The 21728-nt window shown below is 50.6% G+C and carries 28 protein-coding genes and 5 tRNA genes; 32 read left to right on the top strand and 1 reads right to left on the bottom strand.

The features are described from left to right. The first annotated feature begins 237 nt into the window (after positions 1 to 237). The 13 genes from BLQ59_RS10155 (at position 238) to BLQ59_RS10095 (ending at position 6086) form a co-directional block, all read left to right on the top strand. Positions 238 to 313: transfer RNA gene (locus BLQ59_RS10155), tRNA-Met, on the top strand. A gap of 62 nt (positions 314 to 375) precedes the next feature. Further along, a tRNA-Met gene (locus BLQ59_RS10150) sits at positions 376 to 451 on the top strand. 12 nt (positions 452 to 463) lie between these two features. Next, positions 464 to 539: transfer RNA gene (locus BLQ59_RS10145), tRNA-Thr, on the top strand. Positions 540 to 544: 5 nt separating this feature from the next. Further along, positions 545 to 621 (top strand) — tRNA-Met (locus BLQ59_RS10140). Between the two features lie 183 nt (positions 622 to 804). Next, positions 805 to 954 carry a 50S ribosomal protein L33 gene (gene rpmG, locus BLQ59_RS10135; protein WP_014423817.1) on the top strand — a complete coding sequence of 50 codons (150 nt, stop codon included), beginning with the start codon at positions 805 to 807 and terminating at the stop codon, positions 952 to 954. A 37-nt stretch (positions 955 to 991) separates the two neighbouring features. Beyond that, positions 992 to 1165: a preprotein translocase subunit SecE gene (gene secE, locus BLQ59_RS10130; RefSeq protein ID WP_014423818.1), complete on the top strand. Its 174-nt coding sequence runs from the start codon at positions 992 to 994 to the stop codon at positions 1163 to 1165. Between the two features lie 16 nt (positions 1166 to 1181). After that, a complete protein-coding gene (gene nusG / locus BLQ59_RS10125; protein WP_014423819.1) occupies positions 1182 to 1730 on the top strand; it encodes a transcription termination/antitermination protein NusG in 549 nt (182 codons plus the stop codon). Positions 1731 to 1769: 39 nt separating this feature from the next. Then, positions 1770 to 2195: a 50S ribosomal protein L11 gene (gene rplK, locus BLQ59_RS10120; protein WP_014423820.1), complete on the top strand. Its 426-nt coding sequence runs from the start codon at positions 1770 to 1772 to the stop codon at positions 2193 to 2195. Between the two features lie 67 nt (positions 2196 to 2262). Next, positions 2263 to 2943 (top strand): 50S ribosomal protein L1, encoded by a 681-nt coding sequence (gene rplA / locus BLQ59_RS10115; protein WP_014423821.1) that lies wholly within the window; start codon positions 2263 to 2265, stop codon positions 2941 to 2943. Positions 2944 to 3155: 212 nt separating this feature from the next. Further along, positions 3156 to 3695, top strand: coding sequence for a 50S ribosomal protein L10 (gene rplJ, locus BLQ59_RS10110; protein WP_074572790.1), 540 nt, complete (start codon positions 3156 to 3158; stop codon positions 3693 to 3695). Between the two features lie 61 nt (positions 3696 to 3756). Then, positions 3757 to 4125 carry a 50S ribosomal protein L7/L12 gene (gene rplL / locus BLQ59_RS10105; RefSeq protein ID WP_014423823.1) on the top strand — a complete coding sequence of 123 codons (369 nt, stop codon included), beginning with the start codon at positions 3757 to 3759 and terminating at the stop codon, positions 4123 to 4125. Between the two features lie 97 nt (positions 4126 to 4222). Further along, positions 4223 to 5638, top strand: a complete 1416-nt coding sequence (locus BLQ59_RS10100) for an MATE family efflux transporter (protein ID WP_074572794.1) — start codon at positions 4223 to 4225, stop codon at positions 5636 to 5638. Positions 5639 to 5711: 73 nt separating this feature from the next. Beyond that, on the top strand, positions 5712 to 6086 hold the full coding sequence (locus BLQ59_RS10095) for a RidA family protein (RefSeq protein WP_074572789.1): 375 nt from the start codon (positions 5712 to 5714) through the stop codon (positions 6084 to 6086). 105 nt (positions 6087 to 6191) lie between these two features. On the opposite strand, the gene BLQ59_RS10090 is transcribed toward BLQ59_RS10095, so the two are convergent. Beyond that, positions 6192 to 7217 carry an AbrB family transcriptional regulator gene (locus BLQ59_RS10090; protein ID WP_074572788.1) on the bottom strand — a complete coding sequence of 342 codons (1026 nt, stop codon included), beginning with the start codon at positions 7215 to 7217 and terminating at the stop codon, positions 6192 to 6194. A gap of 194 nt (positions 7218 to 7411) precedes the next feature. Here BLQ59_RS10090 and htpG point away from each other — a divergent pair, with 194 nt between their 5' ends. The 19 genes from htpG (at position 7412) to rpsQ (ending at position 21703) form a co-directional block, all read left to right on the top strand. Next, a complete protein-coding gene (htpG, locus tag BLQ59_RS10085; protein WP_074572787.1) occupies positions 7412 to 9376 on the top strand; it encodes a molecular chaperone HtpG in 1965 nt (654 codons plus the stop codon). A gap of 53 nt (positions 9377 to 9429) precedes the next feature. Continuing rightward, a tRNA-Leu gene (locus BLQ59_RS10080) sits at positions 9430 to 9514 on the top strand. A 359-nt stretch (positions 9515 to 9873) separates the two neighbouring features. Further along, entirely contained in the window at positions 9874 to 11703 is a 1830-nt protein-coding gene (glmS, locus tag BLQ59_RS10075) for a glutamine--fructose-6-phosphate transaminase (isomerizing) (RefSeq protein ID WP_074572786.1), read from the top strand. A 232-nt stretch (positions 11704 to 11935) separates the two neighbouring features. Continuing rightward, positions 11936 to 12184: a ribosomal L7Ae/L30e/S12e/Gadd45 family protein gene (locus BLQ59_RS10070; protein WP_014423829.1), complete on the top strand. Its 249-nt coding sequence runs from the start codon at positions 11936 to 11938 to the stop codon at positions 12182 to 12184. 83 nt (positions 12185 to 12267) lie between these two features. Next, the gene (rpsL, locus tag BLQ59_RS10065; protein ID WP_014423830.1) at positions 12268 to 12645 is read left to right on the top strand and encodes a 30S ribosomal protein S12; all 378 of its coding nucleotides are present in this window, start codon (positions 12268 to 12270) and stop codon (positions 12643 to 12645) included. A 41-nt stretch (positions 12646 to 12686) separates the two neighbouring features. Next, positions 12687 to 13157: a 30S ribosomal protein S7 gene (gene rpsG, locus BLQ59_RS10060; protein WP_014423831.1), complete on the top strand. Its 471-nt coding sequence runs from the start codon at positions 12687 to 12689 to the stop codon at positions 13155 to 13157. A gap of 34 nt (positions 13158 to 13191) precedes the next feature. Further along, a complete protein-coding gene (fusA, locus tag BLQ59_RS10055) occupies positions 13192 to 15270 on the top strand; it encodes an elongation factor G (RefSeq protein WP_074572785.1) in 2079 nt (692 codons plus the stop codon). A 17-nt stretch (positions 15271 to 15287) separates the two neighbouring features. Further along, positions 15288 to 16475, top strand: a complete 1188-nt coding sequence (gene tuf, locus BLQ59_RS10050; RefSeq protein ID WP_014423833.1) for an elongation factor Tu — start codon at positions 15288 to 15290, stop codon at positions 16473 to 16475. A 177-nt stretch (positions 16476 to 16652) separates the two neighbouring features. Next, a complete protein-coding gene (gene rpsJ / locus BLQ59_RS10045; protein ID WP_014423834.1) occupies positions 16653 to 16964 on the top strand; it encodes a 30S ribosomal protein S10 in 312 nt (103 codons plus the stop codon). Between the two features lie 18 nt (positions 16965 to 16982). Next, complete coding sequence (gene rplC / locus BLQ59_RS10040; RefSeq protein ID WP_014423835.1) at positions 16983 to 17627, top strand: 50S ribosomal protein L3; 645 nt, start codon at positions 16983 to 16985, stop codon at positions 17625 to 17627. Between the two features lie 23 nt (positions 17628 to 17650). Then, complete coding sequence (rplD, locus tag BLQ59_RS10035) at positions 17651 to 18274, top strand: 50S ribosomal protein L4 (RefSeq protein ID WP_014423836.1); 624 nt, start codon at positions 17651 to 17653, stop codon at positions 18272 to 18274. After that, complete coding sequence (gene rplW, locus BLQ59_RS10030) at positions 18274 to 18555, top strand: 50S ribosomal protein L23 (RefSeq protein ID WP_014423837.1); 282 nt, start codon at positions 18274 to 18276, stop codon at positions 18553 to 18555. Before rplD ends, rplW begins: the two co-directional genes overlap by 1 nt. A 23-nt stretch (positions 18556 to 18578) precedes the next feature. After that, on the top strand, positions 18579 to 19406 hold the full coding sequence (gene rplB / locus BLQ59_RS10025) for a 50S ribosomal protein L2 (RefSeq protein ID WP_014423838.1): 828 nt from the start codon (positions 18579 to 18581) through the stop codon (positions 19404 to 19406). A gap of 52 nt (positions 19407 to 19458) precedes the next feature. Beyond that, the gene (gene rpsS / locus BLQ59_RS10020) at positions 19459 to 19740 is read left to right on the top strand and encodes a 30S ribosomal protein S19 (protein ID WP_014423839.1); all 282 of its coding nucleotides are present in this window, start codon (positions 19459 to 19461) and stop codon (positions 19738 to 19740) included. 21 nt (positions 19741 to 19761) lie between these two features. Then, positions 19762 to 20097, top strand: coding sequence for a 50S ribosomal protein L22 (rplV, locus tag BLQ59_RS10015; RefSeq protein WP_014423840.1), 336 nt, complete (start codon positions 19762 to 19764; stop codon positions 20095 to 20097). Positions 20098 to 20113: 16 nt separating this feature from the next. After that, entirely contained in the window at positions 20114 to 20782 is a 669-nt protein-coding gene (gene rpsC, locus BLQ59_RS10010; RefSeq protein WP_014423841.1) for a 30S ribosomal protein S3, read from the top strand. Next, entirely contained in the window at positions 20782 to 21225 is a 444-nt protein-coding gene (gene rplP / locus BLQ59_RS10005; protein ID WP_014423842.1) for a 50S ribosomal protein L16, read from the top strand. Before rpsC ends, rplP begins: the two co-directional genes overlap by 1 nt. Beyond that, complete coding sequence (rpmC, locus tag BLQ59_RS10000) at positions 21215 to 21409, top strand: 50S ribosomal protein L29 (protein ID WP_014423843.1); 195 nt, start codon at positions 21215 to 21217, stop codon at positions 21407 to 21409. The genes rplP and rpmC overlap by 11 nt, the downstream gene beginning before the upstream one ends. Before the next feature lie 36 nt (positions 21410 to 21445). Beyond that, positions 21446 to 21703 carry a 30S ribosomal protein S17 gene (gene rpsQ / locus BLQ59_RS09995; protein WP_026767085.1) on the top strand — a complete coding sequence of 86 codons (258 nt, stop codon included), beginning with the start codon at positions 21446 to 21448 and terminating at the stop codon, positions 21701 to 21703. Positions 21704 to 21728: the final 25 nt, after the last annotated feature.

The raw sequence follows: 21728 nt of genomic DNA, 5'->3' as shown, positions 1-21728 counted from the left end.
GTTTAGCGGAAACAGCAAAAGTACTCCCCCGTGAACCCCTGACAACGTATGAACGGGATACCTTCAGCACGAACTGCCCGATAAACTGCAATTTGTTCACGACAGCTTTTGAACTTTTTTTGAAAAAACTTTAAAAAAGGTGTTGACAAGTGAATCCATATGCCCTATAATCTTTTATTGTCAGCCGGTGATACCGCAGAGCGCGAGAGCGCAGGGCGGTGGAAACCGAAAGGTTATCGCGGGGTGGAGCAGTCGGTAGCTCGTCGGGCTCATAACCCGAAGGTCACAGGTTCAAGTCCTGTCCCCGCAACCAAATTTATTAAAACTTTTTCAAAAAAAGAGTTTGACAGGGCTGACGAGATATGATAAAGTAATCGCGGGATGGAGCAGTCGGTAGCTCGTCGGGCTCATAACCCGAAGGTCATAGGTTCAAGTCCTATTCCCGCAACCAAATGTTAATGTTGCTGATATAGCTCAGTCGGTAGAGCGTATCCTTGGTAAGGATAAGGTCACCAGTTCAATCCTGGTTATCAGCTCCATATATGGCGGCATAGCTCAGTTGGCTAGAGCATGCGGTTCATACCCGCAGTGTCAGGAGTTCAAATCTCTTTGCCGCCACCAACTTTACTAACGAACCCCTGTTGCAGGGGTTTTATTTTATGTTTTATACATATATAGATGTCGCTGAGAAAATTTTCAACTTGTCAAGGGTTTTATGTTGACAGGCTTTTCCAAGTGTGCTAAATTGTATTAGTGACATTATGAAAGAGTCATAGTATCTGAGCGTAAGGGGTGTAAATAGAGATGCGCAACAATATCACGTTGGAGTGCACGGAGTGCCATAGCCGTAACTACCGTACCAACAAGAACAAGAAGAACAACCCGGATCGTCTGGAGTTCAATAAGTACTGCAAGTTCTGCAAGAAACATACGACGCACAAAGAAACGAAATAATCGCTTCTAGCGGGTTGAACGGAGATGTGAAGTAACTGTGAAGAAATTCATAGACGAAGTTATCGCCGAAATGAAAAAAGTATCATGGGCGACCAAGAAAGAGCTGGTAAACTACACTGTAGTGGTCGGCATCGCCGTGGCGATTGTTTGCGCTCTGATTTGGTTCTGTGATACGATCTTTGCAAGATTGTTCCACATCATTTTACGGTAAGCTAAGTGAGGGCAGCATGGCAAACGAAGAGATGAATCTGCGGCAGGACAATCCTGGCAGAGCTTGGTATGTAGTTCATACCTATTCGGGCTATGAGAACAAGGTCAAAGCCAATCTCGAACGCCTGATTCATACGGCCAACATGAGCAACATGATTTTCAATGTTGTGGTTCCTGTAGAGGATGAGGTCGAGATCAAGGACGGCAAGAAAAAAGTCGTTCCGCGAAAAGTCTTCCCAGGCTATGTGCTGGTTGACATGATTGTCGATGAGCATTCCTGGTACGTTGTGCGCAACACCACCGGTGTTACCGGGTTCGTTGGTTCTGAAAAACACCCGATTCCGCTTACCGATGCTGAAGCGAAACGTATCTTGAAGTCCATGGGCGAAGAAGAGCTCAAACCTGAACTCGATGTCGAGATTGGGGATGTGGTTCGCATCAACTCGGGCGTTTTCGAGAATTACACGGGCACCATTTCGGAAATCGATGCCGAAAAAGGCCGCGTCAAGGTTCTCGTCGAGGAAACCCCGATTGACCTTGGCTTTGATCAGGTAGAAACCATCTGATTGAAGCGGTTGTAAATCCTTTTTGGGAGGTGAATATAAATGGCAAAGAAAGTTTCTAAGATTGTAAAACTTCAGGTTGTTGCAGGTAAGGCTAATCCGGCTCCTCCAGTAGGTCCCGCACTTGGTCAGGCTGGTGTCAACATCATGGGGTTCTGTAAGGAATTCAACGAAAGAACCAAGGATAAGGCTGGTCTGATCATTCCGGTTGAAATCACGGTTTTCGAAGATAGATCCTTCACTTTCATCACGAAGACTCCGCCGGCTGCTGTACTGCTGAAGAAGGCTGCCAAGATCGAAAAGGCTTCTGGTGAACCCAACAAGAACAAGGTAGCTAAGCTGCCCCGCGCTGAAGCAATGAAGATTGCAGAAAGCAAGATGGAAGACCTCAACGCTGCTGATATCGAGGCTGCTACTCGCATGATCGAGGGTACGGCTCGCAGCATGGGTATCGAAATCGTTGACTAATTTTTAGTTGGCTTTCGTCCCTGTGGGAGGCAATAACCGTTATTACCACGAGAGGAGAAAACTTACAATGGCTAAAGCTGGTAAGAAATATCAGGACGCTTGCAAGCTTGTTGAAGCTGGCAAGTTCTACACGGCTGCTGAAGCTATGGAACTCGTTAAGAAGACGGCTACGAAGAAGTTTGATGAAACCATCGAACTGCACGTACGTCTCGGCGTAGATCCGAAGTATGCTGATCAGCAGGTACGTGGCGCTATGGTACTGCCGCACGGCACTGGTAAATCCAAGCGCGTACTCGTTTTCGCTAAGGGCGAAAAGGTTAAGGAAGCAGAAGCTGCAGGTGCAGACTTCGTTGGTTCCGATGAAATCGTCCAGAAGATCCAGGGCGGCTGGCTCGACTTCGATGTCGCAGTAGCTACTCCGGACATGATGGGCACTGTCGGTCGTCTTGGTAAGGTTCTCGGCCCCCGCGGCCTCATGCCGAACCCGAAACTGGGTACGGTTACGATGGACCTCACGAAGGCAGTATCCGAGATTAAAGCAGGTAAAGTCGAATACCGCACCGATAAGGCCGGTAACGTGCATTGCCCGATTGGCAAGGCATCCTTCGACGCTGAGAAGCTCCAGCAGAACTTCCAGGCCCTGATTGATACACTGAACCGCGTAAAACCGGCGGCTGCTAAAGGCCAGTACATGCGCTCCATTACGGTCAGCGCAACGATGGGCCCTGGCATCCCCGTTCAGCTCTAATCTAGAGCACGGTTCAGACGAGGCTCCGGTCTCCACAACTGTATAACGATGGCTGTAGACAGCAGGTTTGATACTTATCATCTAACGACGATTTATTGTCGCCTGCCGAGGCCGGAGCAGATGAACTTTGAAAATTCTACCTCCGGCGGACGCAGCCGGAGGTTTTTTTACAGGCTTTAATAATCCATAACAGGCAGGAGGTGTAATTGGAAATGGCAAATATGACGAAGAAACAGGCTATCGTTGCTGAACTGAAAGATCAGCTGACGAATGCCAAAGGTGTTGTGCTCACGAGCTACCGTGGTCTGACGGTTGCTCAGGATACGCAGCTCCGTCGTGAACTTCGCGCCGCTGGTGTAACGTACCATGTTGTTAAAAACACGATGCTCCGCCTGGCAGCGAAAGAAGCAGGTATCGAAGGCTTCGATGCTCATCTCGAGGGCACCACGGCTTTCGCATTCTCCTCGGAGGATGCTATTGCTCCGGCAAAGGTTATCTGCGGCTTCATCAAGAAGAACAAGCTTGATGAAAACGAAGTGCTGACTGTTAAGGTCGGTACGGTAGAGGGCAAGGTCATTGACGCTAACGAAGTCAAGGCTCTGGCTGAACTGCCGTCTCGCGAAGAACTCATCGCCAAGATGCTGGGCAGCATGAATGCTCCTATCAGCAATACGGTCAACGTACTGCAGGGTGTTATTCGCAATGCTGTTTATGTGCTTGACGCTGTTCGCGCTCAGAAGGAATCCGCATAATCTGCGAGTTCTATATAATTGATTTAGAATTAACAAGAAAGATTTTTGGAGGTATATTCAAATGACTAAAGAAGAAATCATGGAAGCCATTGAAAACATGACTGTCCTCGAGCTGTCTGAGCTCGTAAAAGCTATGGAAGAAAAGTTCGGCGTTAGCGCTGCTGCTCCGGTTGCAGTTGCTGCTGTTGGTGGCGCTGCTGCAGGTGCTGCTGAAGAAAAGAGCGAGTTCACGGTTATGCTCGCTTCCGCTGGCGACAAGAAGATCAACGTTATCAAAGCTGTTCGCGAAGCTACGGGTCTCGGCCTGAAGGAAGCTAAGGCTCTGGTTGATGGCGCTCCGGCTGCTGTTAAGGAAAACGTTGCTAAGGCTGAAGCTGAAGAACTCAAGGCTAAGCTCGAAGAAGCTGGCGCTACGGTTGAACTGAAGTAATTTCAGTTTGCTGAAATTAGCAAGTTAAAGGAGCACTCCTGCGGGAGTGCTCTTTTTGCTTTTTAATTTCGAGTCAGGAGGCGATGAAGAAAAGTATATGCAAAAAAATCTTCTAGGACGAATCCGTAAGGGCGAGTCCTTTACTTTTGGTGAGCTGCTGCTCTTGACATGGCAGCTCAGTGTTCCCGCCATCATGGCGAAAATCACCACCGTGATGATGCAGTATATCGATGCTTCCATGGTGGGTATGATTGGTTCCAATGCGGCAGCGGCCATCGGTCTGGTCAATTCCACGACCTGGCTGATTGGCGGCATCTGCTTTGCTATGTCCATGGGTTATACCATCCAGCTTGCACATGCCATTGGCGCCGGTGAGGATGTGAAGGCACGGAGCCTGGTGCGTCATGGCCTGGTGGCGGTGCTGGTATTCAGTTTAGTGATGGGCGTGGGCAGTGCGTTAGGCAGCAGGCCTTTGACCGTATTCTTGGGTGGGGCGGCTGAGATTGCCGAAGATGCGGCAGTATATCTGGCGATATATGCGCTGGGACTGCCCTTATTAGCCGTGAATTTTGCGGCCGGTTCCATGCTGCAGGCCAGCGGCAATATGAAGGTGCCGAGCCTGTTGAGCGTGCTTATGTGTGTGCTGGATGTCCTGTTCAATGCTTTATTGATATTTCCCTGCCGGACTGTCGAGGTATGGAATATGGCATTATGGCTTCCCGGGGCTGACCTGGGCGTGGCCGGTGTGGCATTGGGCTCGGTATTGGCAGAAGCCTGCTGTATGGCAGCGATGCTTTATGTCCTGCTGAAAAAGTCCCGACAGCTTCATTACCGGCAGGAGAACCTTTTCCCTTGGCGCAAGGAACTGCGGGAAGCAGTTCGGCTCGGGATTCCCATGATGCTGGAACAGTTTGTCATGGGCAGTGCCTATGTGGCGTTCACGCGCATTGTTTCGCCTTTGGGCACTGTGGCACTGGCGGCCAATTCCTTTGCAATCACAGCGGAAAGCCTCTGTTATATGCCGGGAATCGGTGTGTCCACGGCGGCGCAGACGTTGGTGGGACAGAGCGTGGGGGCCGGACGCAGCAAGCTGGCGCAGCGTTTTGGTTATGTGAGTGCCGGTCTGGGAATCACCGTGATGCTTTTGATGGGCATCGTCATGTACATCTGTGCGCCGCTGATGATGGGCCTGTTATCTGCAGATGCAGCAGTTATAGAAGCTGGTACGGAAATCCTGCGGATTGAAGCCTGGGCAGAACCGCTATTTGCAGCAGGCATCATCGTCACGAGTATTTTCCGGGGCGCCGGAGAAACCAGGATGCCTACGGTCTTGAATCTGGTCGCCATGTGGGGAATCCGTATCCCGCTGGCAGTTTATCTGGCTTCCGACTATGGTTTGGCTGGTGTATGGAGCGCTATGTGTGTGGAACTCTGTGCACGCGGCCTGTTATCTTTGGCCGTGCTCATTTATCGTGGTGAAGGCCTTTATCATCGGAAAAATGTAAACTTGTAACATTTTTCCATATGGGGTACAATGGATGCAGTGCTTTTCGCTGCATCCATTATTTTTATTAGGAGGAATCATCATGCAAGTAATCCATACCGATAAGGCTCCAGCCGCTGTAGGTCCCTACAGCCAGGCCATCAAGGCCGGCAACACCCTGTATCTGTCCGGGCAGATTGCGATCAATCCGGCTGAGGGCAAGATCGTAGCCAGGACAATTGAAGAACAGGCCGAGCAGTGCTGCCGGAACATCGAAGCCGTGCTGGCAGCAGCGGGCACCGATATGAGCAAAGTGGTCAAGACCACCTGCTTCCTGGCCGAGATTGCCGATTTCAAGGCCTTCAATGAAGTATATGCCAAACACTTCATCAGCAAACCGGCCCGCAGCTGCGTGGCAGTAAAAGACCTGCCTGCCGGGGCCCTGTGTGAGATCGAAGCTATTGTCGTGATTGAGTAATCAACATATGCCAAAGCGCCCGTGACGGATAATATTTTCTTTCGCTTTGACGCAAGCCGCCAAACGCTGCAGAAAACATTATCCGTCACGGGCTTTATTTCTGTTTTATTGCCGTTTTAGGATCTGTTTCACGATATAGGGATAACAGAGCATTATGAACAGCAGCCGTGTCAGCTGATAGGCGGTCATGGTGGAGCTGTCAGCGCCAACCACCAATGCCGTGATACCCATTTCCGCCAGTCCGCCGGGGGCGGTGGAGAGGAAGGTCGTGGCAATATCGGCTGGTGTCAGGCAGGAAAGCAGGATGCCCATGCCCATGGAAACCGCCAGCACCAGCATCACACTGCCGATGAGCACCGGGCCCATGCCGTTGTATTCCCGGATCTTGCGTAGGTCAATGCTGCTGCCGATATAGCTGCCTACGCAAATCTGGGCCACGTTCAAATAATGAATGGGGATAACAGGCGCAGTGTGGCCGGAAGCAACGATATAGACAGCTGTAGCCAGCAATGGCCCCAAAAGCGTGGCCGTGGGCAGGCGGACAGCTTTGCCGATGACGGCTCCGGCAATGGCCACCAAGGCAAAGATGACAAGGTTTCCCGTATGCGCAATCGTCATAAGGTGGGCCGATGGACCTGCCGAGGGCAGTACATGGATGGCCAGGAACGGAATCACGAATACTACGGACAGCATCCGCATGGTCTGCATGATGGTCACGGCCGTAAGATCTGCGTCTTTCATTTCTGCGGCCAGGATGACCATCTGGGACAGTCCTCCTGGTACGCATCCCAAAAGGCAGCTGGTCAGATTGATCTTCGTCCGGCGGAACATCAGCCAGGCCGAAAAGATTCCGGCACAGATGGTGACGCAGGTAGCCAGCAGCATAAAGGGCAGCTGGTTTAAGATAGCCTGCCCGGTTTCCAGCGTAAAGGGGCGCCCCATGGAATAACCTAAAGGAATTAGGGCGATATTGCGGAGCCAGAGCGGCCAGTTGAGTTTCCGCTTTAACAGCATAGAAGTAAGGGAAACGGCAATGATTGGCCCTAAAGTCCAAGGCAGCGGAGCATTTACCTGTTCTAACAAAAAACCGCCACAGGCGGCAATGATTATGGTGAGAATAAAATCCTGCATGGTACACGTCTTTCTATATAAATAAAGTTAATATATCTTTGATTGTAGCATTAGCATTGCCAGGAAGCAATGCTAACTTTTTTTGACTTTTTGTTGTTTTTGCGTTATACTAAGCATTGTACGTTAGCACTCAGATGAATGGAGTGCTAATCATCTGGCAAACAAATATTTTTTATAAAGAGAGGCAATGACAAATGGCTAAAGAAACCCATGAATTTCAAGCGGAAACAAAACAGCTTTTGGATTTGATGATTCATTCCATCTATACCAACCACGAGATTTTCCTGCGGGAGCTTATCTCCAACGCGTCAGACGCCATTGATAAGGTACACTTTGCAAGCCTGACAAACCGCGATATCCTGGAAGGGGACGACAGCTACGAGATATTCCTCGAGCCGGACAAGGAAAACCATACCCTGACCATCCGCGATAACGGTATCGGCATGAGCCGTCAGGAAGTCATCGAAAATATCGGTACCATCGCCAAATCCGGCACCAAGGCCTTTATGGAACAGCTCAAGAAGGCCAAGGAAGCCAGTGAAGGCGGCGAGGGCAATACGGACAAGGAACTCATCGGCCAGTTTGGTGTCGGCTTCTATTCTGCCTTCATGGTGGCAGAAAAGGTGGTGATTGAAACCCGCAAGGCCGGCGAAACAGAAGGCACCCGTTGGGAATCCACAGGCGACGGTTCCTATAGCATCGAAGAATGCGATAAGGAAAAACGCGGCACCAGCATCACCATCACCCTGGGCAAGGAATTCTTCGGTGACGATGCTGAATCCGACTTCACGGAAAACTATACGCTGGAACGCCTGGTCAAGAAGTACAGCGACTATGTGCGTTACCCCATCAAGATGAACTTCGAGCATGAGGAAACACCGAAGGACGATGAGGGCAAGGAAATCGAAGGCGCTGAGAAGATCAAGACCATCGAATGCCGCACCCTGAACTCCATGCAGCCTCTCTGGACGAAGAACAAGTCCGATATCAAAGAGGAAGAATACGACGAGTTCTTCAAGAATCAGTTCCATGAATGGGAAAAGCCCATGGAAGTCTTCCATACCAAAGCCGAAGGTTCCGTGGAATATACGGCCCTCCTGGCTATCCCTTCCCGTGCACCCTTCAATCTCTATCATACGGATTATGAACCGGGCGTGCAGCTCTATTCCCGTCATGTGTTCATCATGGACAAGTGCAAGGATCTGCTGCCGGATTACCTGCGCTTCATGAAGGGCCTTGTGGATTCCCCGGATCTTTCCCTGAATATTTCCCGTGAACTCCTGCAGCAGAGCCGCGAACTCAAGGTTATCGGCAAGGCGCTGGAGAAGAACATCCTGAAATCCCTGGCCCGCAAGCTTAAGAACAAGCGTGAGGACTATGAGAAGTTCTGGAACGAATTCGGCAAGTCCCTGAAAATCGGTGTTTATAACAGCATGTATGCTGGCAGCGATACCATCGACAAGCTCAAAGACCTGCTGCTCTTTATGAGCTCCAAGGAAGGCAAGCTGGTAACTCTCAAGGAATACGTGGAACGTATGCCGGAAAGCCAGAAGAAAATCTACTATGCTACGGCTAAGGACAAGGAAACCATCGAGCATCTGCCCCAGATGGAAACCCTGCGTGACAAGGGCCTGGAAGTGCTCTATCTCCTGGATCCGGTAGATGAGTTCTGCATCGAAACCCTGCGGGAATACGAGGGCAAGAGCTTCCATTCCATCAGCCGTGGCGATCTCGACCTCGACGATGCTGAAAGTCAGGAAGTCAAGAAGGAAACGGAAGACATCCAGAAGAAGAATGATGATCTCTTAAAGGACATCAAGGAAGCTCTGGGCGATAAGGTCGCAGATGTTAAGGTTTCTGCCCGCCTGAAATCCAGTGCCGTCTGCCTCGTGGCCGACGAAGCCGGCCCGTCCCTGTCCATGGAACAGACCTTTGCGGAAATGAACAACCCCATGTTCAAGGCTCAGCGTATTCTGGAAATCAACCCGCATCATGAGCTCTTCACGAGACTGCAGGGCCTCCATGAAGCTGGTAAGGACAGCGCCGACTTCAAGGATTACTGCGATCTGCTCTACACCCAGGCACTCCTTATCGAAGGCATCCTGCCGGAAAATCCGGTGGAATTTGCCAATAAGGTTGCCAAGCTGATGGCGAAGTAAGCCGGGGAAATTTGACATAAGCCAGTTTCTGTGTTAAACTATTTATTGTTTTTGCGGATGTGGCGGAACTGGCAGACGCGCTGGATTTAGGATCCAGTGCCGCAAGGCGTATGGGTTCGACCCCCTTCATCCGCACCATAGGAATATCAAGCGATAGTCTTTGGACTATCGCTTTTTGGTACAAATTTTATCGTGTATTGACTTATTGCTTCCTATCGGTTACAATATACGGGTGCTAAGGAATAAAGCACAAGAAGAGAGGAAATCCAGAGAAAATCATCCTGTTGTTCTGGTGTAGTAAAAGGACGCAAGTTCTAGCGCAAGTTCTGAAAGCAGTGCGTGCTTTCAGAAGACGAGGAGAAGGTTGTCGAAACGTCAGCGGATGCCTTCCGGCCGGCTCGGTCGATAGAATACGGCGAAAGCCCCATTGCGAGATGGGAGACAGGCCCTAGGAGAGCACGACAGGATAGTACAACAATTTCATAGGAGGTACTATTATGTGTGGTATCGTAGGTTATGTCGGTGACAAAGAGGCAGCAGGCTTCCTGCTGGAAGGTCTGGCCAAGCTGGAGTATCGTGGTTACGACTCTGCTGGTATTGCTGTCTTTGACGGAGAGAAGATCGGCGTGGAGAAGAGTGTAGGCCGTCTGGCCGCTCTGCGTGACAAGCTGAAAGGTCACGAGCTCAAGGGCACCATGGGTATCGGTCATACCCGCTGGGCAACCCATGGCCGTCCGTCCGACAAGAACTCCCATCCCCATACGGATTGCTCCGGGGATTTCGTGGTGGTTCACAACGGCATCATCGAAAACTACCTGTCCCTGAAGGAAGACCTGATCGAGAAAGGTCATAACTTCAAATCTGAGACGGATACGGAAGTAGTGGCTCATCTGCTGGAAGAAGTCTACAATGGTGACTTTGTGGCTTCTGTACGGGAGGTATTGCGCCGGATTGAAGGCTCTTACTCCCTGGTGTTCATGAGCAGCAAGCATCCGGGCACCCTGATTGCCACCAAGCAGGACAACCCGCTGGTCATCGGCGTGGGCGAGGGCGAGAACTTCATCGCTTCCGATATCCCTGCCATCATCCAGCGTACCCGCCGCACTTACATCCTGAACGATGGCGAACTGGCTGTTCTGACCAAGGACAGCATCAAGATCTCCAACCGTCAGGGTGAGCCTGTGACCAAGAAGATCTTCGAGGTCAACTGGAATGCGGAAGCTGCCGAGAAGGGCGGCTACGAGCATTTCATGCTCAAGGAAATCCATGAACAGCCGAAGGCTGTCCGTGACACCATGAGCCAGCGCATCTCCAAGGACGGCAAGACTATCGTCATGGATGAGCTGAAATGGGATGCAGACTATCTCAATTCCTTCAACAAGATTTATATCGTGGCCTGCGGCACGGCTTATCATGCCGGCATGGTGGGTAAATATTATATCGAGAAACTGGCCCGTACGGTGGTGGAAGTAGATGTTGCTTCCGAGTTCCGTTATCGTGAACCCATTGTGGATGAGAACACGCTGTTCATCGCGGTTTCCCAGTCCGGTGAGACCAGTGATACGCTGGCAGCCATGAAGGAGTCCAAGCGTCTTGGCGCCAAGACGCTTGCCATCACCAATGTGGTTGGCTCTTCCATCGCCCGTGAGGCAGATCAGGTGCTTTACACCTGGGCTGGCCCGGAAATCGCCGTGGCTTCCACGAAGGCTTACACGACGCAGATCGTATTGTTCTTCATGCTGGCCCTCTACATGGCTGAGATCAAGAAGACGGTGGCTGCTGAACGCGTAGCTGAACTCATTGGCCAGCTCCAGAAGATTCCGGCACAGATCAGCGAAACGCTGTCTGATGTGGAACCCTTGAAGACCTTTGCGAAGCGCTATGGCTTCAATGATGATGTGTTCTACATTGGCCGTGGCCTGGACTACCATGTAGCGCTGGAAGGTTCCCTGAAGCTCAAGGAAATCTCCTATATCCATGCAGAAGCATATGCTGCTGGTGAACTCAAGCACGGCACCCTGGCACTGATTGTGGAAGGCGTACCGGTTATCGCCCTGGCAACCCAGAAGAGTGTCTATGAAAAGACGCTTTCCAACATCAAGGAAGTCAAAGCCCGTGATGCTGTGGTTATCGGTATCGCTACCGAAAGCGATGAGGAACTGGAGAAATATGTGGATCATGTGATGAAGGTTCCGGAGACGGATGAACTGGTCATCCCGATCCTGACGGTTGTTCCGCTGCAGCTTCTGGCATATTATGCCGCCATCACCCGTGGCTGCGATGTGGATAAGCCGCGTAACCTGGCTAAATCTGTTACCGTCGAGTAATAATGGAATATTGAACGAAGATGTCGCAGTTTGTCGTACTGCGGCATCTTTTTTATACATATTTTTTATGGTTTGAATGGCATTTTAGAAAAAAAATCTATTTATGATACGCTAGGCAACGTGTACACGAAAAACTTTGTAAAATAAGTGTTGACAGGGGTTTTGGGGGGTGCTAATATATAGAAGTGCCTGATGCGAGCGCATGATTTAGTGATACAGGGGAGTGAAAACAATGACACTGGAAGCACTGAAAAATGCCAATCGGGTGATTGGTATCAAGCAGGTTGCCAAGGCAGTGAAGCGAGGAAATGCCAAAGAGGTTTTCATCGCGAAAGATGCTGAGGCAAGGGTAACGGAACCGCTGATGGCCCTCTGTGAAGAACAGCAGGTGCCAGTGAGTCAGGAATCCACGATGCAGGAGCTGGGGACAGCTTGTGGCATTGAGGTGGGTGCGGCGGCAGCGGCAGTTATCGGTCAGTAAGTCTATTTGTTAAAAACCTTGAAGCTTTGCTTTGAGGTTTTAATAAATAATAAATTCTCAATATGAAGGAAGGAGGTGCATGTATGCCTACTATCAACCAGTTAGTTCGTAAGAGCAGAAAGAGCATGCAGGAAAAGTCCAAAGCACCAGCACTTAAGAATTGCCCGCAGAAACGCGGCGTTTGCACTCGTGTTTACACGTCTACGCCGAAAAAGCCGAACTCGGCACTGCGTAAGGTAGCTCGTGTTCGTCTGACGAATAGCATCGAAGTTACCGCATATATTCCGGGCATTGGTCATAATCTTCAGGAGCATAGTGTTGTTCTGATCCGCGGCGGTCGTGTAAAGGACCTGCCAGGTGTTCGTTACCACATCATCCGTGGTTCTCTCGATACTGCCGGCGTGCAGGATCGTGCTCAGGGCCGCTCCAAGTATGGTGCGAAACGCGCAAAGAAAAAATAATACAGCTTCGCAAATGAAGACTATGATAAGGAGGTAAAACAATGCCAAGAAAAGGTGCCGTACCTAAGCGTGATGTACTGCCGGATCCGGTGTACCACAGCAAAACGGTTACGAAATTCATCAATAAAGTAATGCTTTCCGGTAAGAAGAGCGTTGCTGAACGCGTTGTATATGATGCGTTCGAAACGATCCGTGCTAAAACGGGCAAGGATCCTCTGGAAGTTTTTGAGACGGCTCTGAAGAACGTTATGCCGGTTCTCGAAGTTCGTGCTCGCCGCGTCGGTGGTGCTAACTACCAGGTGCCGGTTGAGGTTCGTCCTGACCGTCGCATGACGCTGGGCATTCGCTGGATCGTCAACTACGCACGTCTCCGTGGCGAAAAGACCATGGATGAACGTCTCTCCGGCGAACTCATGGATGCTGCCAACAACACTGGCGCAGCTATCAAGAAGAAGGAAGATACGCACAAGATGGCCGAGGCCAACAAGGCATTCGCTCATTATCGTTGGTAATCTTTTCTCTGATTTATAAGGAGCGATATTAAAAGTGGCAAGAGAGTATTCCCTTGAAAAAACTCGTAATATCGGTATCATGGCACACATCGATGCCGGTAAGACGACTACTACTGAGCGTATCCTCTTCTACACGGGTGTAAACCACAAGATCGGTGAAGTTCATGACGGTGCTGCTACCATGGACTGGATGGTTCAGGAGCAGGAACGCGGTATCACGATTACGTCTGCTGCAACGACCTGTCATTGGAAAGACCATCGTATCAACATCATTGATACTCCGGGTCACGTGGACTTCACGGTAGAAGTTGAACGTTCCCTGCGCGTGCTCGATGGTACCGTAGCAGTTCTGACTGCCCGCGGCGGCGTTGAGCCTCAGACTGAAACCGTATGGCGTCAGGCTGAGCGTTACAATGTTCCTCGTATGGCTTATGTCAACAAGATGGACATCACGGGCGCAGATTTCTACAATGTTATCAACATGATGCATGAGCGTCTCCAGGCCAACGCTGTAGCTATCCAGCTGCCGATCGGTGCTGAAGATACCTTCGCAGGCATCATCGACCTCGTCAAGAACGAAGCCATCGTTTATGAAGACGACCTCGGCAAGGTTGCTGACGAAGTTGCTATTCCTGATGACATGAAGGAAAAAGCTGAAGAGTATCGCGAGAAACTCTTCGAAGCTCTTTCCGAACTCGATGACGAGTTCATGGAGAAATACCTCGGTGGCGAAGAAATCTCTGAAGAAGAGATCAAGAAAGTCATCCGTAAGGGCACCGTTGAGTGCAAGCTCGTTCCGGTAACCTGCGGTACTTCCTATCGCAACAAGGGCGTTCAGCCCCTGCTCGACGCCATCGTTGATTATATGCCGGCCCCGGTAGATATTCCGCCTATCAAGGGCATCAACCCGGATTCCGGTGAAGAAGACCATCGTCCTTCCAGCGACGAAGAGCCGTTCTCCGCTCTGGCCTTCAAGATCATGACCGACCCCTATGTTGGTAAGCTGGCATTCTTCCGCGTTTACTCCGGTGTGCTCGATGCTGGTTCCTACGTGTTCAACTCCACGAAGGGCAAGAAAGAGCGTATCGGCCGTATCCTGCAGATGCACGCTAACAACCGTAAGGAAATCGAAAAGGTTTACAGCGGTGATATCGCTGCTGCTGTTGGTCTCAAAGACACCACGACTGGTGACACGTTGTGCGACGAAGCACATCCCATCATCCTTGAATCCATGGAATTCCCGGATCCCGTTATCTCCGTTGCTGTTGAACCGGCTACGAAGAACGACCAGGAAAAGATGGGCGTAGCTCTCCAGAAACTGGCTGAAGAAGATCCGACTTTCCGTGTACGTACCGATCAGGAAACTGGTCAGTGCATCATCTCCGGCATGGGTGAGCTTCACCTCCAGATCATCGTTGACCGTATGCTCCGCGAATTCAAAGTGGACTGCAAGGTTGGCGAACCGCAGGTTGCTTATCGTGAAACGATCCGCAAGACTGTTAAGTCCGAAGGTAAGTTCGTTCGTCAGTCCGGTGGTCACGGTCAGTATGGTCATTGCTGGCTCGAACTCATTCCGCAGGAACCGGGTGAAGGCTTCAGCTTTGAAAATAAAGTTGTCGGTGGTGCAATTCCGAAGGAATTCATCAACCCGATCGAAGCCGGCGTTAAGCAGGCTATGGAAACTGGTGTTGTTGCCGGTTATCCGATGGTGGACATCAAAGCTATCGTTTACGATGGTTCGTTCCACGAAGTTGACTCCTCTGAAGCAGCGTTCAAGGTTGCCGGTTCCATGGCATTCAAGAGCGGTGCAGAGAAAGCCAACCCGGTTCTCCTTGAACCGTACGTTAAAGTCGAAGTCACCGTTCCGGAAGAATACATGGGCGATGTCATCGGCGACCTGAACTCCCGTCGCGGCCGTATCGATGGTATGGAAGCACGCAACGGTGCTCAGGTAATCAACGGGTTCGTGCCCCTTTCCGAAATGTTCGGTTATTCCACGGACCTTCGTTCCAAGACTCAGGGCCGAGGGAACTACAGCATGGAAGTAGCTTACTATGATGAAGTTCCTAAAAATATAGCCGAAAAGGTTATTGCTAAAAACAAAGGCGAATAAGGGAGGAAAAAACACAAATGGCTAAAGAAAAGTTTGAGAGAACTAAACCGCATGTTAACATCGGCACCATTGGTCACGTTGACCATGGCAAGACGACGCTGACGGCTGCAATCACGAAGTGCCTGGCTGAAAAAGGCATGGCAAAATTCGAGGATTACGCTGATATCGATAAGGCTCCGGAAGAGCGTGAACGCGGTATCACCATCAACACGGCACACGTTGAGTATGAGACGGAAAAACGTCATTATGCACACGTTGACTGCCCGGGCCACGCTGACTATGTAAAGAACATGATCACTGGTGCTGCTCAGATGGATGGTGCTATCCTGGTAGTTTCCGCTGCTGATGGCCCGATGCCCCAGACTCGTGAGCACATCCTGCTCGCTCGTCAGGTAGGCGTTCCTGCAATCGTTGTTTTCCTGAACAAGGTTGACCAGGTTGACGATCCTGAACTGCTCGAACTGGTTGAAATGGAAGTTCGCGAGCTGCTCTCCAGCTACGAATTCCCTGGCGATGACATCCCTGTTATTGCTGGTTCCGCTCTGAAGGCTCTGGAAGGCGATGCTGACATGCAGGCTAAGATCTATGAGCTGATGGATGCTGTTGACGAATACATCCCGACTCCGACCCGTGATACGGATAAGCCGTTCCTGATGCCGGTTGAGGACGTGTTCACGATCACTGGTCGTGGTACCGTTGCTACGGGCCGTGTAGAACGTGGCGAACTGAAGCTGAACGACACGGTTGAAATCGTTGGTCTCCAGGATGAACCGAAATCCACGGTTGTAACTGGTATCGAAATGTTCCGTAAGATGCTCGACAGCGCTGTTGCTGGCGATAACATCGGTGCTCTGCTCCGCGGTATCGACCGTAAGGAAATCGAACGCGGTCAGGTTCTGGCTAAGCCGGGTTCCATCAACCCGCACACGAAGTTCAAAGGTCAGGTTTACGTTCTGACTAAGGAAGAAGGCGGCCGTCATACTCCGTTCTTCACGAACTATCGTCCGCAGTTCTACTTCCGTACGACTGACGTTACGGGCGTAGTTACCCTGCCGGCTGGCACGGAAATGGTTATGCCTGGCGATAACATCGAGATGGATGTTGAACTCATCACTCCGATCGCTATCGAAAAAGGTCTGCGTTTCGCTATCCGCGAAGGTGGCCACACTGTTGGTGCAGGCCGCGTAACTGACGTAGAAGCCTAATTTACAGTTATTAAACCTATAAAATAAGAGCGGCGCTCGCGTCGCTCTTATTTAAAGGTTTGAATTAATATGGTACCCCCCAACGCGATGACGTGGCAGATGGCTCGGCATTGTCCGAGGGAACTGTTACGGAGAAATGTTTGGGCCAAGAGTCCGGACGATAAGGAGGAAAACAAATTGTCTAAGAACCAAAAGATTAGAATCCGGTTGAAGGCTTATGATCACAAAGCCCTCGATCAGAGCGCAGTAAAGATTGTGGATACTGCAAAGAAGACTGGTGCTATGGTATCTGGTCCGATTCCACTGCCGACGGAGAAAAATATCTACACGATTTTGCGTTCCCCGCATGTCAATAAGGATTCCCGCGAGCAGTTCGAAATGAGAACTCATAAGCGTCTTATCGACATCCTGCAGCCGACGAACAAGACGGTTGATGCACTGATGCGTCTCGACCTTCCGGCTGGTGTAGACATCGAAATCAAATTATAATCCGAGGAGGTGGAATGAATGTCTAAAGCAATTTTAGGTAGAAAACTGGGCATGACCCAGATCTTCACGGAAGAGGGCAAGGTTGTCCCCGTTACTGTTGTAGAATCTGGCAACAACATCGTTATCCAGAACAAGACGGTTGAAAACGACGGTTACAACGCTGTTCAGCTTGGCTTCGGTGAAGTTAAAGAACATAAGGTAAACAAACCGATGAAGGGCCATTTCGACAAAGCTGGTGTTAAGCCGGTCAAGTTTATCCGCGAAATGCGTCTTCAGGATCCTTCTGAATACAAAGTCGGTGATTCCATCGGCGTTGACATATTTAGCGAAGGCGAGTTAGTCGATGTTACTGGTACTTCCAAGGGTAAAGGTTTTGCCGGCGGTATCAAACGTCACAACTTTGCTCGTGGTCCCATGGGCCATGGTTCCAAATCTCATCGTGAGCCGGGTTCCACTGGTGCGATGATTTCCGGTCCTGGCGGACGCGTGCTGAAAGGCAAGAAGCTGCCTGGCCGCATGGGTGGCGAACGCGTTACGGTTCAGCGCCTCACGGTTGTCCGTGTAGATGCAGACCGCAACCTGATCCTCATCAAGGGCGCTATTCCGGGCCCGAAGAAGAGCTTCGTTGTGATTAAGAACACCGTTAAACCGGGCAAAAACTAATTGGAAGGAGGATAACCTAAATTATGGCTACAGTAGCAGTTTATGACATCACCAACAAGCAGGTTGGCGATATCGAACTCAATGACAATATCTTCGGCGTAGAGATGAACGCAGGTCTTCTCCATCAGGCCGTTGTTATGCAGCTCGCAGCACAGCGTCTTGGCACGCATGCTACGAAGACGAGAAGCTTCGTCCGCGGTGGCGGTCGCAAGCCTTGGAAGCAGAAGGGCACCGGCCGTGCTCGTGCTGGTTCCACGCGCAGCCCGCTGTGGGTAGGCGGCGGTACGGTATTTGGTCCGCATCCGCGCAAGTATGCTTTCAGCATGCCCCGCAAGCAGCGCCGTCTGGCTATCAAGTGCGCTCTCTCCGATAAAGTGAAGAATGGCGAACTGGTAGTTCTCGACAGCCTCGAATTCGAAGCTGCTAAGACGAAGCAGGTTGTTAAGATGATGAGCGATTTCTCCGTTGAGAAGAAGGCTCTCCTTATCACTGCAGATGAAGCAGAAAACGTAGAAAAGTCTGCACGCAATATTCCGGGTGTGAAGGCAATCAGCATGATGGGCCTCAATGTTCATGATATCCTGAATCATGACAAGCTGTTCATCACGAAGGATGCCGTTACCCGTATCGAGGAGGTATTCGCATAATGGAAGCACGTGATATCCTGATCCGTCCGCTGATTACGGAAAGAACGACTCAGCTCATGGCTGAAGGCAAATACGTCTTCGTTGTGGCGAAAGCAGCCAACAAGATTGAAATTGCTAAAGCAGTTGCTGAAATCTTCAACGTAAAAGTTGAAAAGGTCAATACGGTTAACGTACTTGGCAAAACGAAGCGCATGGGCCGCAACGTTGGCAAGCGCGCTGATTATAAAAAGGCTATCGTGAAACTCGCTGCTGGCGACAGCATTGAGCTTTTCGAAGCGTAAACCCTTGCAAGGAGGAAATTTAAGTGGCAGTAAAGAGTTTTAAACCTTACTCTGCAGGTCGCCGTTTCATGACCGTCGCTTCTTTCGACGAAATTACGGCAAGCAAACCTGAAAAATCCCTGACTGAGCGCCTGGTGAAAAAAGGCGGCCGCAACCAGCAGGGCAAACTGACCGTTCGCCATCAGGGCGGCGGCCACAAGCGTCTGTATCGTGTAATCGACTTCAAGCGCAACAAGGACGGTATCCCCGCTCGCGTGGCTACCATCGAATATGACCCGAACCGCAGCGCACGTATCGCTCTCCTCAACTATGTTGATGGTGAAAAGCGCTACATCCTCGCTCCGAACGGTCTGAAAGTCGGCGATAAAGTTGTATCCGGTCCGGATTCCGATATCAAGGTTGGTAATGCCCTGCCTTTGAAGAACATCCCCGTTGGTACGACGATCCACAACGTAGAGCTGAAGATTGGCAAGGGTGCCCAGCTGGTTCGCAGTGCTGGTACTTCTGCTCAGCTCATGGCAAAGGAAGGCGATTACGCACTCCTCCGTATGCCGTCTGGCGAACTTCGCAAGGTGCATATCAACTGCCGTGCAACCATCGGTGAAGTTGGCAACCTGGAGCATGAAAACATTACGATTGGTAAGGCTGGCCGTAACCGTTGGCTGGGCGTTCGTCCGGAGAACCGCGGTACTGCTATGAACCCGAACGACCATCCGCATGGTGGTGGTGAAGGCCGCAGCCCTGTTGGCCGCAAGAACCCTGTTACGAAGTGGGGCAAATGCGCTATGGGTGCCAAGACTCGTCGCAAGAAAGCTTCCGATCGTCTCATCGTCAGAGGCCGCACGAAATAATCATAGAATCGGGCAGGCAGCATAAAGCCGCCTGACGGAAGGAGGATACACTTTGTCAAGATCTATTAAAAAGGGACCTTTCGTTGCAGAAAGCCTCATGAAGAAAATCACGGCTCTCAACGAAGCTAACGATAAAAAAGTTGTAAAGACCTGGTCCAGAAGCTCCACGATTTTCCCGGACTTCGTAGGTCATACGATTGCTGTTCATGATGGCCGCAAGCATGTTCCCGTTTATGTAACGGAAGACATGGTTGGCCACAAACTCGGTGAGTTCGCTCCCACCCGTACCTTCAAAGGTCATGCTGGTGAAGAGCGCAAGACCGGACTCAAGTAATTTTGCGAAAGGAGAATCCTTGTGGAATCTAAAGCAGTAGCTAAGTTCGTTCGCATCACTCCGCGCAAAGTTCGTGTTGTCCTGGATCTCATCCGTGGCAAGAACGTCGCAGAGGCCTTTGCGATCCTGAAATTCACGCCGAAAGCTGGCGCTGTAGTAGTTGAAAAAGTTCTGCGTTCTGCTGTAGCAAACGCTGAGAACAATTATGATATGGACGTTGACAAGCTCGTCATCAAGACGGCTTTCGCTGATGACGGCCCAACGATGAAACGCATCCATCCGCGTTCCCGTGGGCAGGCCTTCAAGATTTTGAAGCGCACGTCCCATGTAACCATCGTCGTAGACGAGAAGAACTAAGAAGGAGGGAAACGGATTGGGTCAGAAAGTAAATCCGCATGGTATTCGTCTTGGCATCGTCAAGACTTGGGATGCTAAGTGGTATGCAGACAAAGATTTTGCAGATAACCTGCATGAAGATATTAAAATCCGCGATTATCTGAAGCAGAGCCTTCAGGCAGCTGGTGTTTCTCGCATTGAGACGGAGCGTAGCAAGAACCGCCTCAAGATCACGATTCACACGGCTAAACCGGGTATGGTAATCGGTCGCGGTGGTTCCGGTATCGAACAGATCAAAGAAGGTCTGAAGAAGTACACGGAAAAGAAGGTTGACATCAATATCGCTGAAATCAAGCAGCCGGATATGGATGCAACGCTGGTTGCTGAAAACATCGCTCAGCAGCTCGAACGCCGTATCGCTTTCCGCCGCGCTATGAAGCAGGCTGTTGGCCGTACGATGCGTCTTGGCGCCAAGGGTATCAAGGTTGCTCTGAGCGGCCGTCTTGGCGGTGCCGAAATTGCTCGTAAGGAAGCTTATCGTGAAGGCAGCATTCCTCTGCACACGCTTCGCGCTGATATCGACTACGGTACGGCAGAGGCACATACGACTTATGGCCGTATCGGCGTAAAAGTATGGATCTTCAAGGGTGAAGTTCTTCCGGAAAGAAAGCAGCGTCAGGCTGTAGCTGAAGGGAGCGAAGCTTAATGTTATTACCAAAGAGAGTTAAATATCGTAAGCAGTTCCGTGGCCGTATGAAGGGCAAGGCTCATCGCGGCAACACCGTTAGCCATGGTGAATATGGTCTGGTTGCTCTGGAACCCGCTTGGATCACGAACCGTCAGATCGAGGCTGCTCGTATCGCAATGACCCGTTACATCAAACGTGGCGGTCAGGTTTGGATCAAAATTTTCCCGGATAAGCCGGTAACGGCAAAACCGGCTGAAACCCGCATGGGTTCCGGTAAAGGTTCGCCGGAGTACTGGGTAGCTGTAGTTAAGCCGGGCCGCGTTCTGTTCGAAATGGACGGCGTATCCCGTGAAGTTGCTCAGGAAGCAATGCGTCTTGCAGGCCACAAGCTGCCGATCAAGACGAAGTTCGTTGTTAAAGAAGATGTTAAAGCAGAGGGCGGTGAAGTAAATGAAGGTTAATGAAATCCGTGAAATGAGCGCTGATGAGCTTAACCAGAAACTTACTTCGCTCAAAGAGGAACTGTTCAACCTCCGTTTCCAGCTCGCTACTGGCCAGCTCGAGAACCCGATGCGTATCAAAGAAGTAAAGAAGACGATCGCCCGTATTAAGACGATCCAGCGCGAAGCCGAACTGAAGGCCTAATCGCACACTGATATGCAGAAGGAAGGAGGCTCCCTAATGAGCGAAAGAAACGTACGTAAAGTTAAAGTCGGTAAAGTCATTTCCGACAAGATGGATAAAACGGTTGTTGTAGCAGTTGAAGAGCTCGAACAGCACAAGCTCTACAAGAAGCCGGTTAAGAGAACGGTTAAATTCCATGCTCACGATGAGAAGAACGATGCTCACGTAGGCGACAAGGTTTCCCTGATGGAAACTCGCCCGCTGTCCAAGACAAAGCGTTGGAGAGTTGTGGAAGTTATCGAACGCGCTAAATAAGCCAAAATTAAGAAGAAGGAGGTCC

The organism is Pseudoselenomonas ruminantium (assembly GCF_900104055.1).
GTDB lineage: Bacteria > Bacillota > Negativicutes > Selenomonadales > Selenomonadaceae > Selenomonas_A > Selenomonas_A ruminantium_C.
The sequence above is the reverse complement of the archived record's forward strand: the minus strand, read 5'-3'. Positions and strand labels throughout refer to the sequence as shown.

Coding starts and splice junctions, on each gene's coding strand:
- BLQ59_RS10100 (WP_074572794.1), top strand. CDS start 4,223: ATGCAAAAAAATCTTCTAGGACGAATCCGTAAGGGCGAGTCCTTTACT.
- rplJ (WP_074572790.1), top strand. CDS start 3,156: ATGGCAAATATGACGAAGAAACAGGCTATCGTTGCTGAACTGAAAGAT.
- BLQ59_RS10070 (WP_014423829.1), top strand. CDS start 11,936: ATGACACTGGAAGCACTGAAAAATGCCAATCGGGTGATTGGTATCAAG.
- rpsL (WP_014423830.1), top strand. CDS start 12,268: ATGCCTACTATCAACCAGTTAGTTCGTAAGAGCAGAAAGAGCATGCAG.
- rplC (WP_014423835.1), top strand. CDS start 16,983: ATGTCTAAAGCAATTTTAGGTAGAAAACTGGGCATGACCCAGATCTTC.
- rplK (WP_014423820.1), top strand. CDS start 1,770: ATGGCAAAGAAAGTTTCTAAGATTGTAAAACTTCAGGTTGTTGCAGGT.
- rplW (WP_014423837.1), top strand. CDS start 18,274: ATGGAAGCACGTGATATCCTGATCCGTCCGCTGATTACGGAAAGAACG.
- rplA (WP_014423821.1), top strand. CDS start 2,263: ATGGCTAAAGCTGGTAAGAAATATCAGGACGCTTGCAAGCTTGTTGAA.
- rpsG (WP_014423831.1), top strand. CDS start 12,687: ATGCCAAGAAAAGGTGCCGTACCTAAGCGTGATGTACTGCCGGATCCG.
- glmS (WP_074572786.1), top strand. CDS start 9,874: ATGTGTGGTATCGTAGGTTATGTCGGTGACAAAGAGGCAGCAGGCTTC.
- rplL (WP_014423823.1), top strand. CDS start 3,757: ATGACTAAAGAAGAAATCATGGAAGCCATTGAAAACATGACTGTCCTC.
- rpmG (WP_014423817.1), top strand. CDS start 805: ATGCGCAACAATATCACGTTGGAGTGCACGGAGTGCCATAGCCGTAAC.
- BLQ59_RS10095 (WP_074572789.1), top strand. CDS start 5,712: ATGCAAGTAATCCATACCGATAAGGCTCCAGCCGCTGTAGGTCCCTAC.
- rplD (WP_014423836.1), top strand. CDS start 17,651: ATGGCTACAGTAGCAGTTTATGACATCACCAACAAGCAGGTTGGCGAT.
- nusG (WP_014423819.1), top strand. CDS start 1,182: ATGGCAAACGAAGAGATGAATCTGCGGCAGGACAATCCTGGCAGAGCT.
- rpsQ (WP_026767085.1), top strand. CDS start 21,446: ATGAGCGAAAGAAACGTACGTAAAGTTAAAGTCGGTAAAGTCATTTCC.
- BLQ59_RS10090 (WP_074572788.1), bottom strand. CDS start 7,217: ATGCAGGATTTTATTCTCACCATAATCATTGCCGCCTGTGGCGGTTTT.
- tuf (WP_014423833.1), top strand. CDS start 15,288: ATGGCTAAAGAAAAGTTTGAGAGAACTAAACCGCATGTTAACATCGGC.
- rplP (WP_014423842.1), top strand. CDS start 20,782: ATGTTATTACCAAAGAGAGTTAAATATCGTAAGCAGTTCCGTGGCCGT.
- htpG (WP_074572787.1), top strand. CDS start 7,412: ATGGCTAAAGAAACCCATGAATTTCAAGCGGAAACAAAACAGCTTTTG.
- rpmC (WP_014423843.1), top strand. CDS start 21,215: ATGAAGGTTAATGAAATCCGTGAAATGAGCGCTGATGAGCTTAACCAG.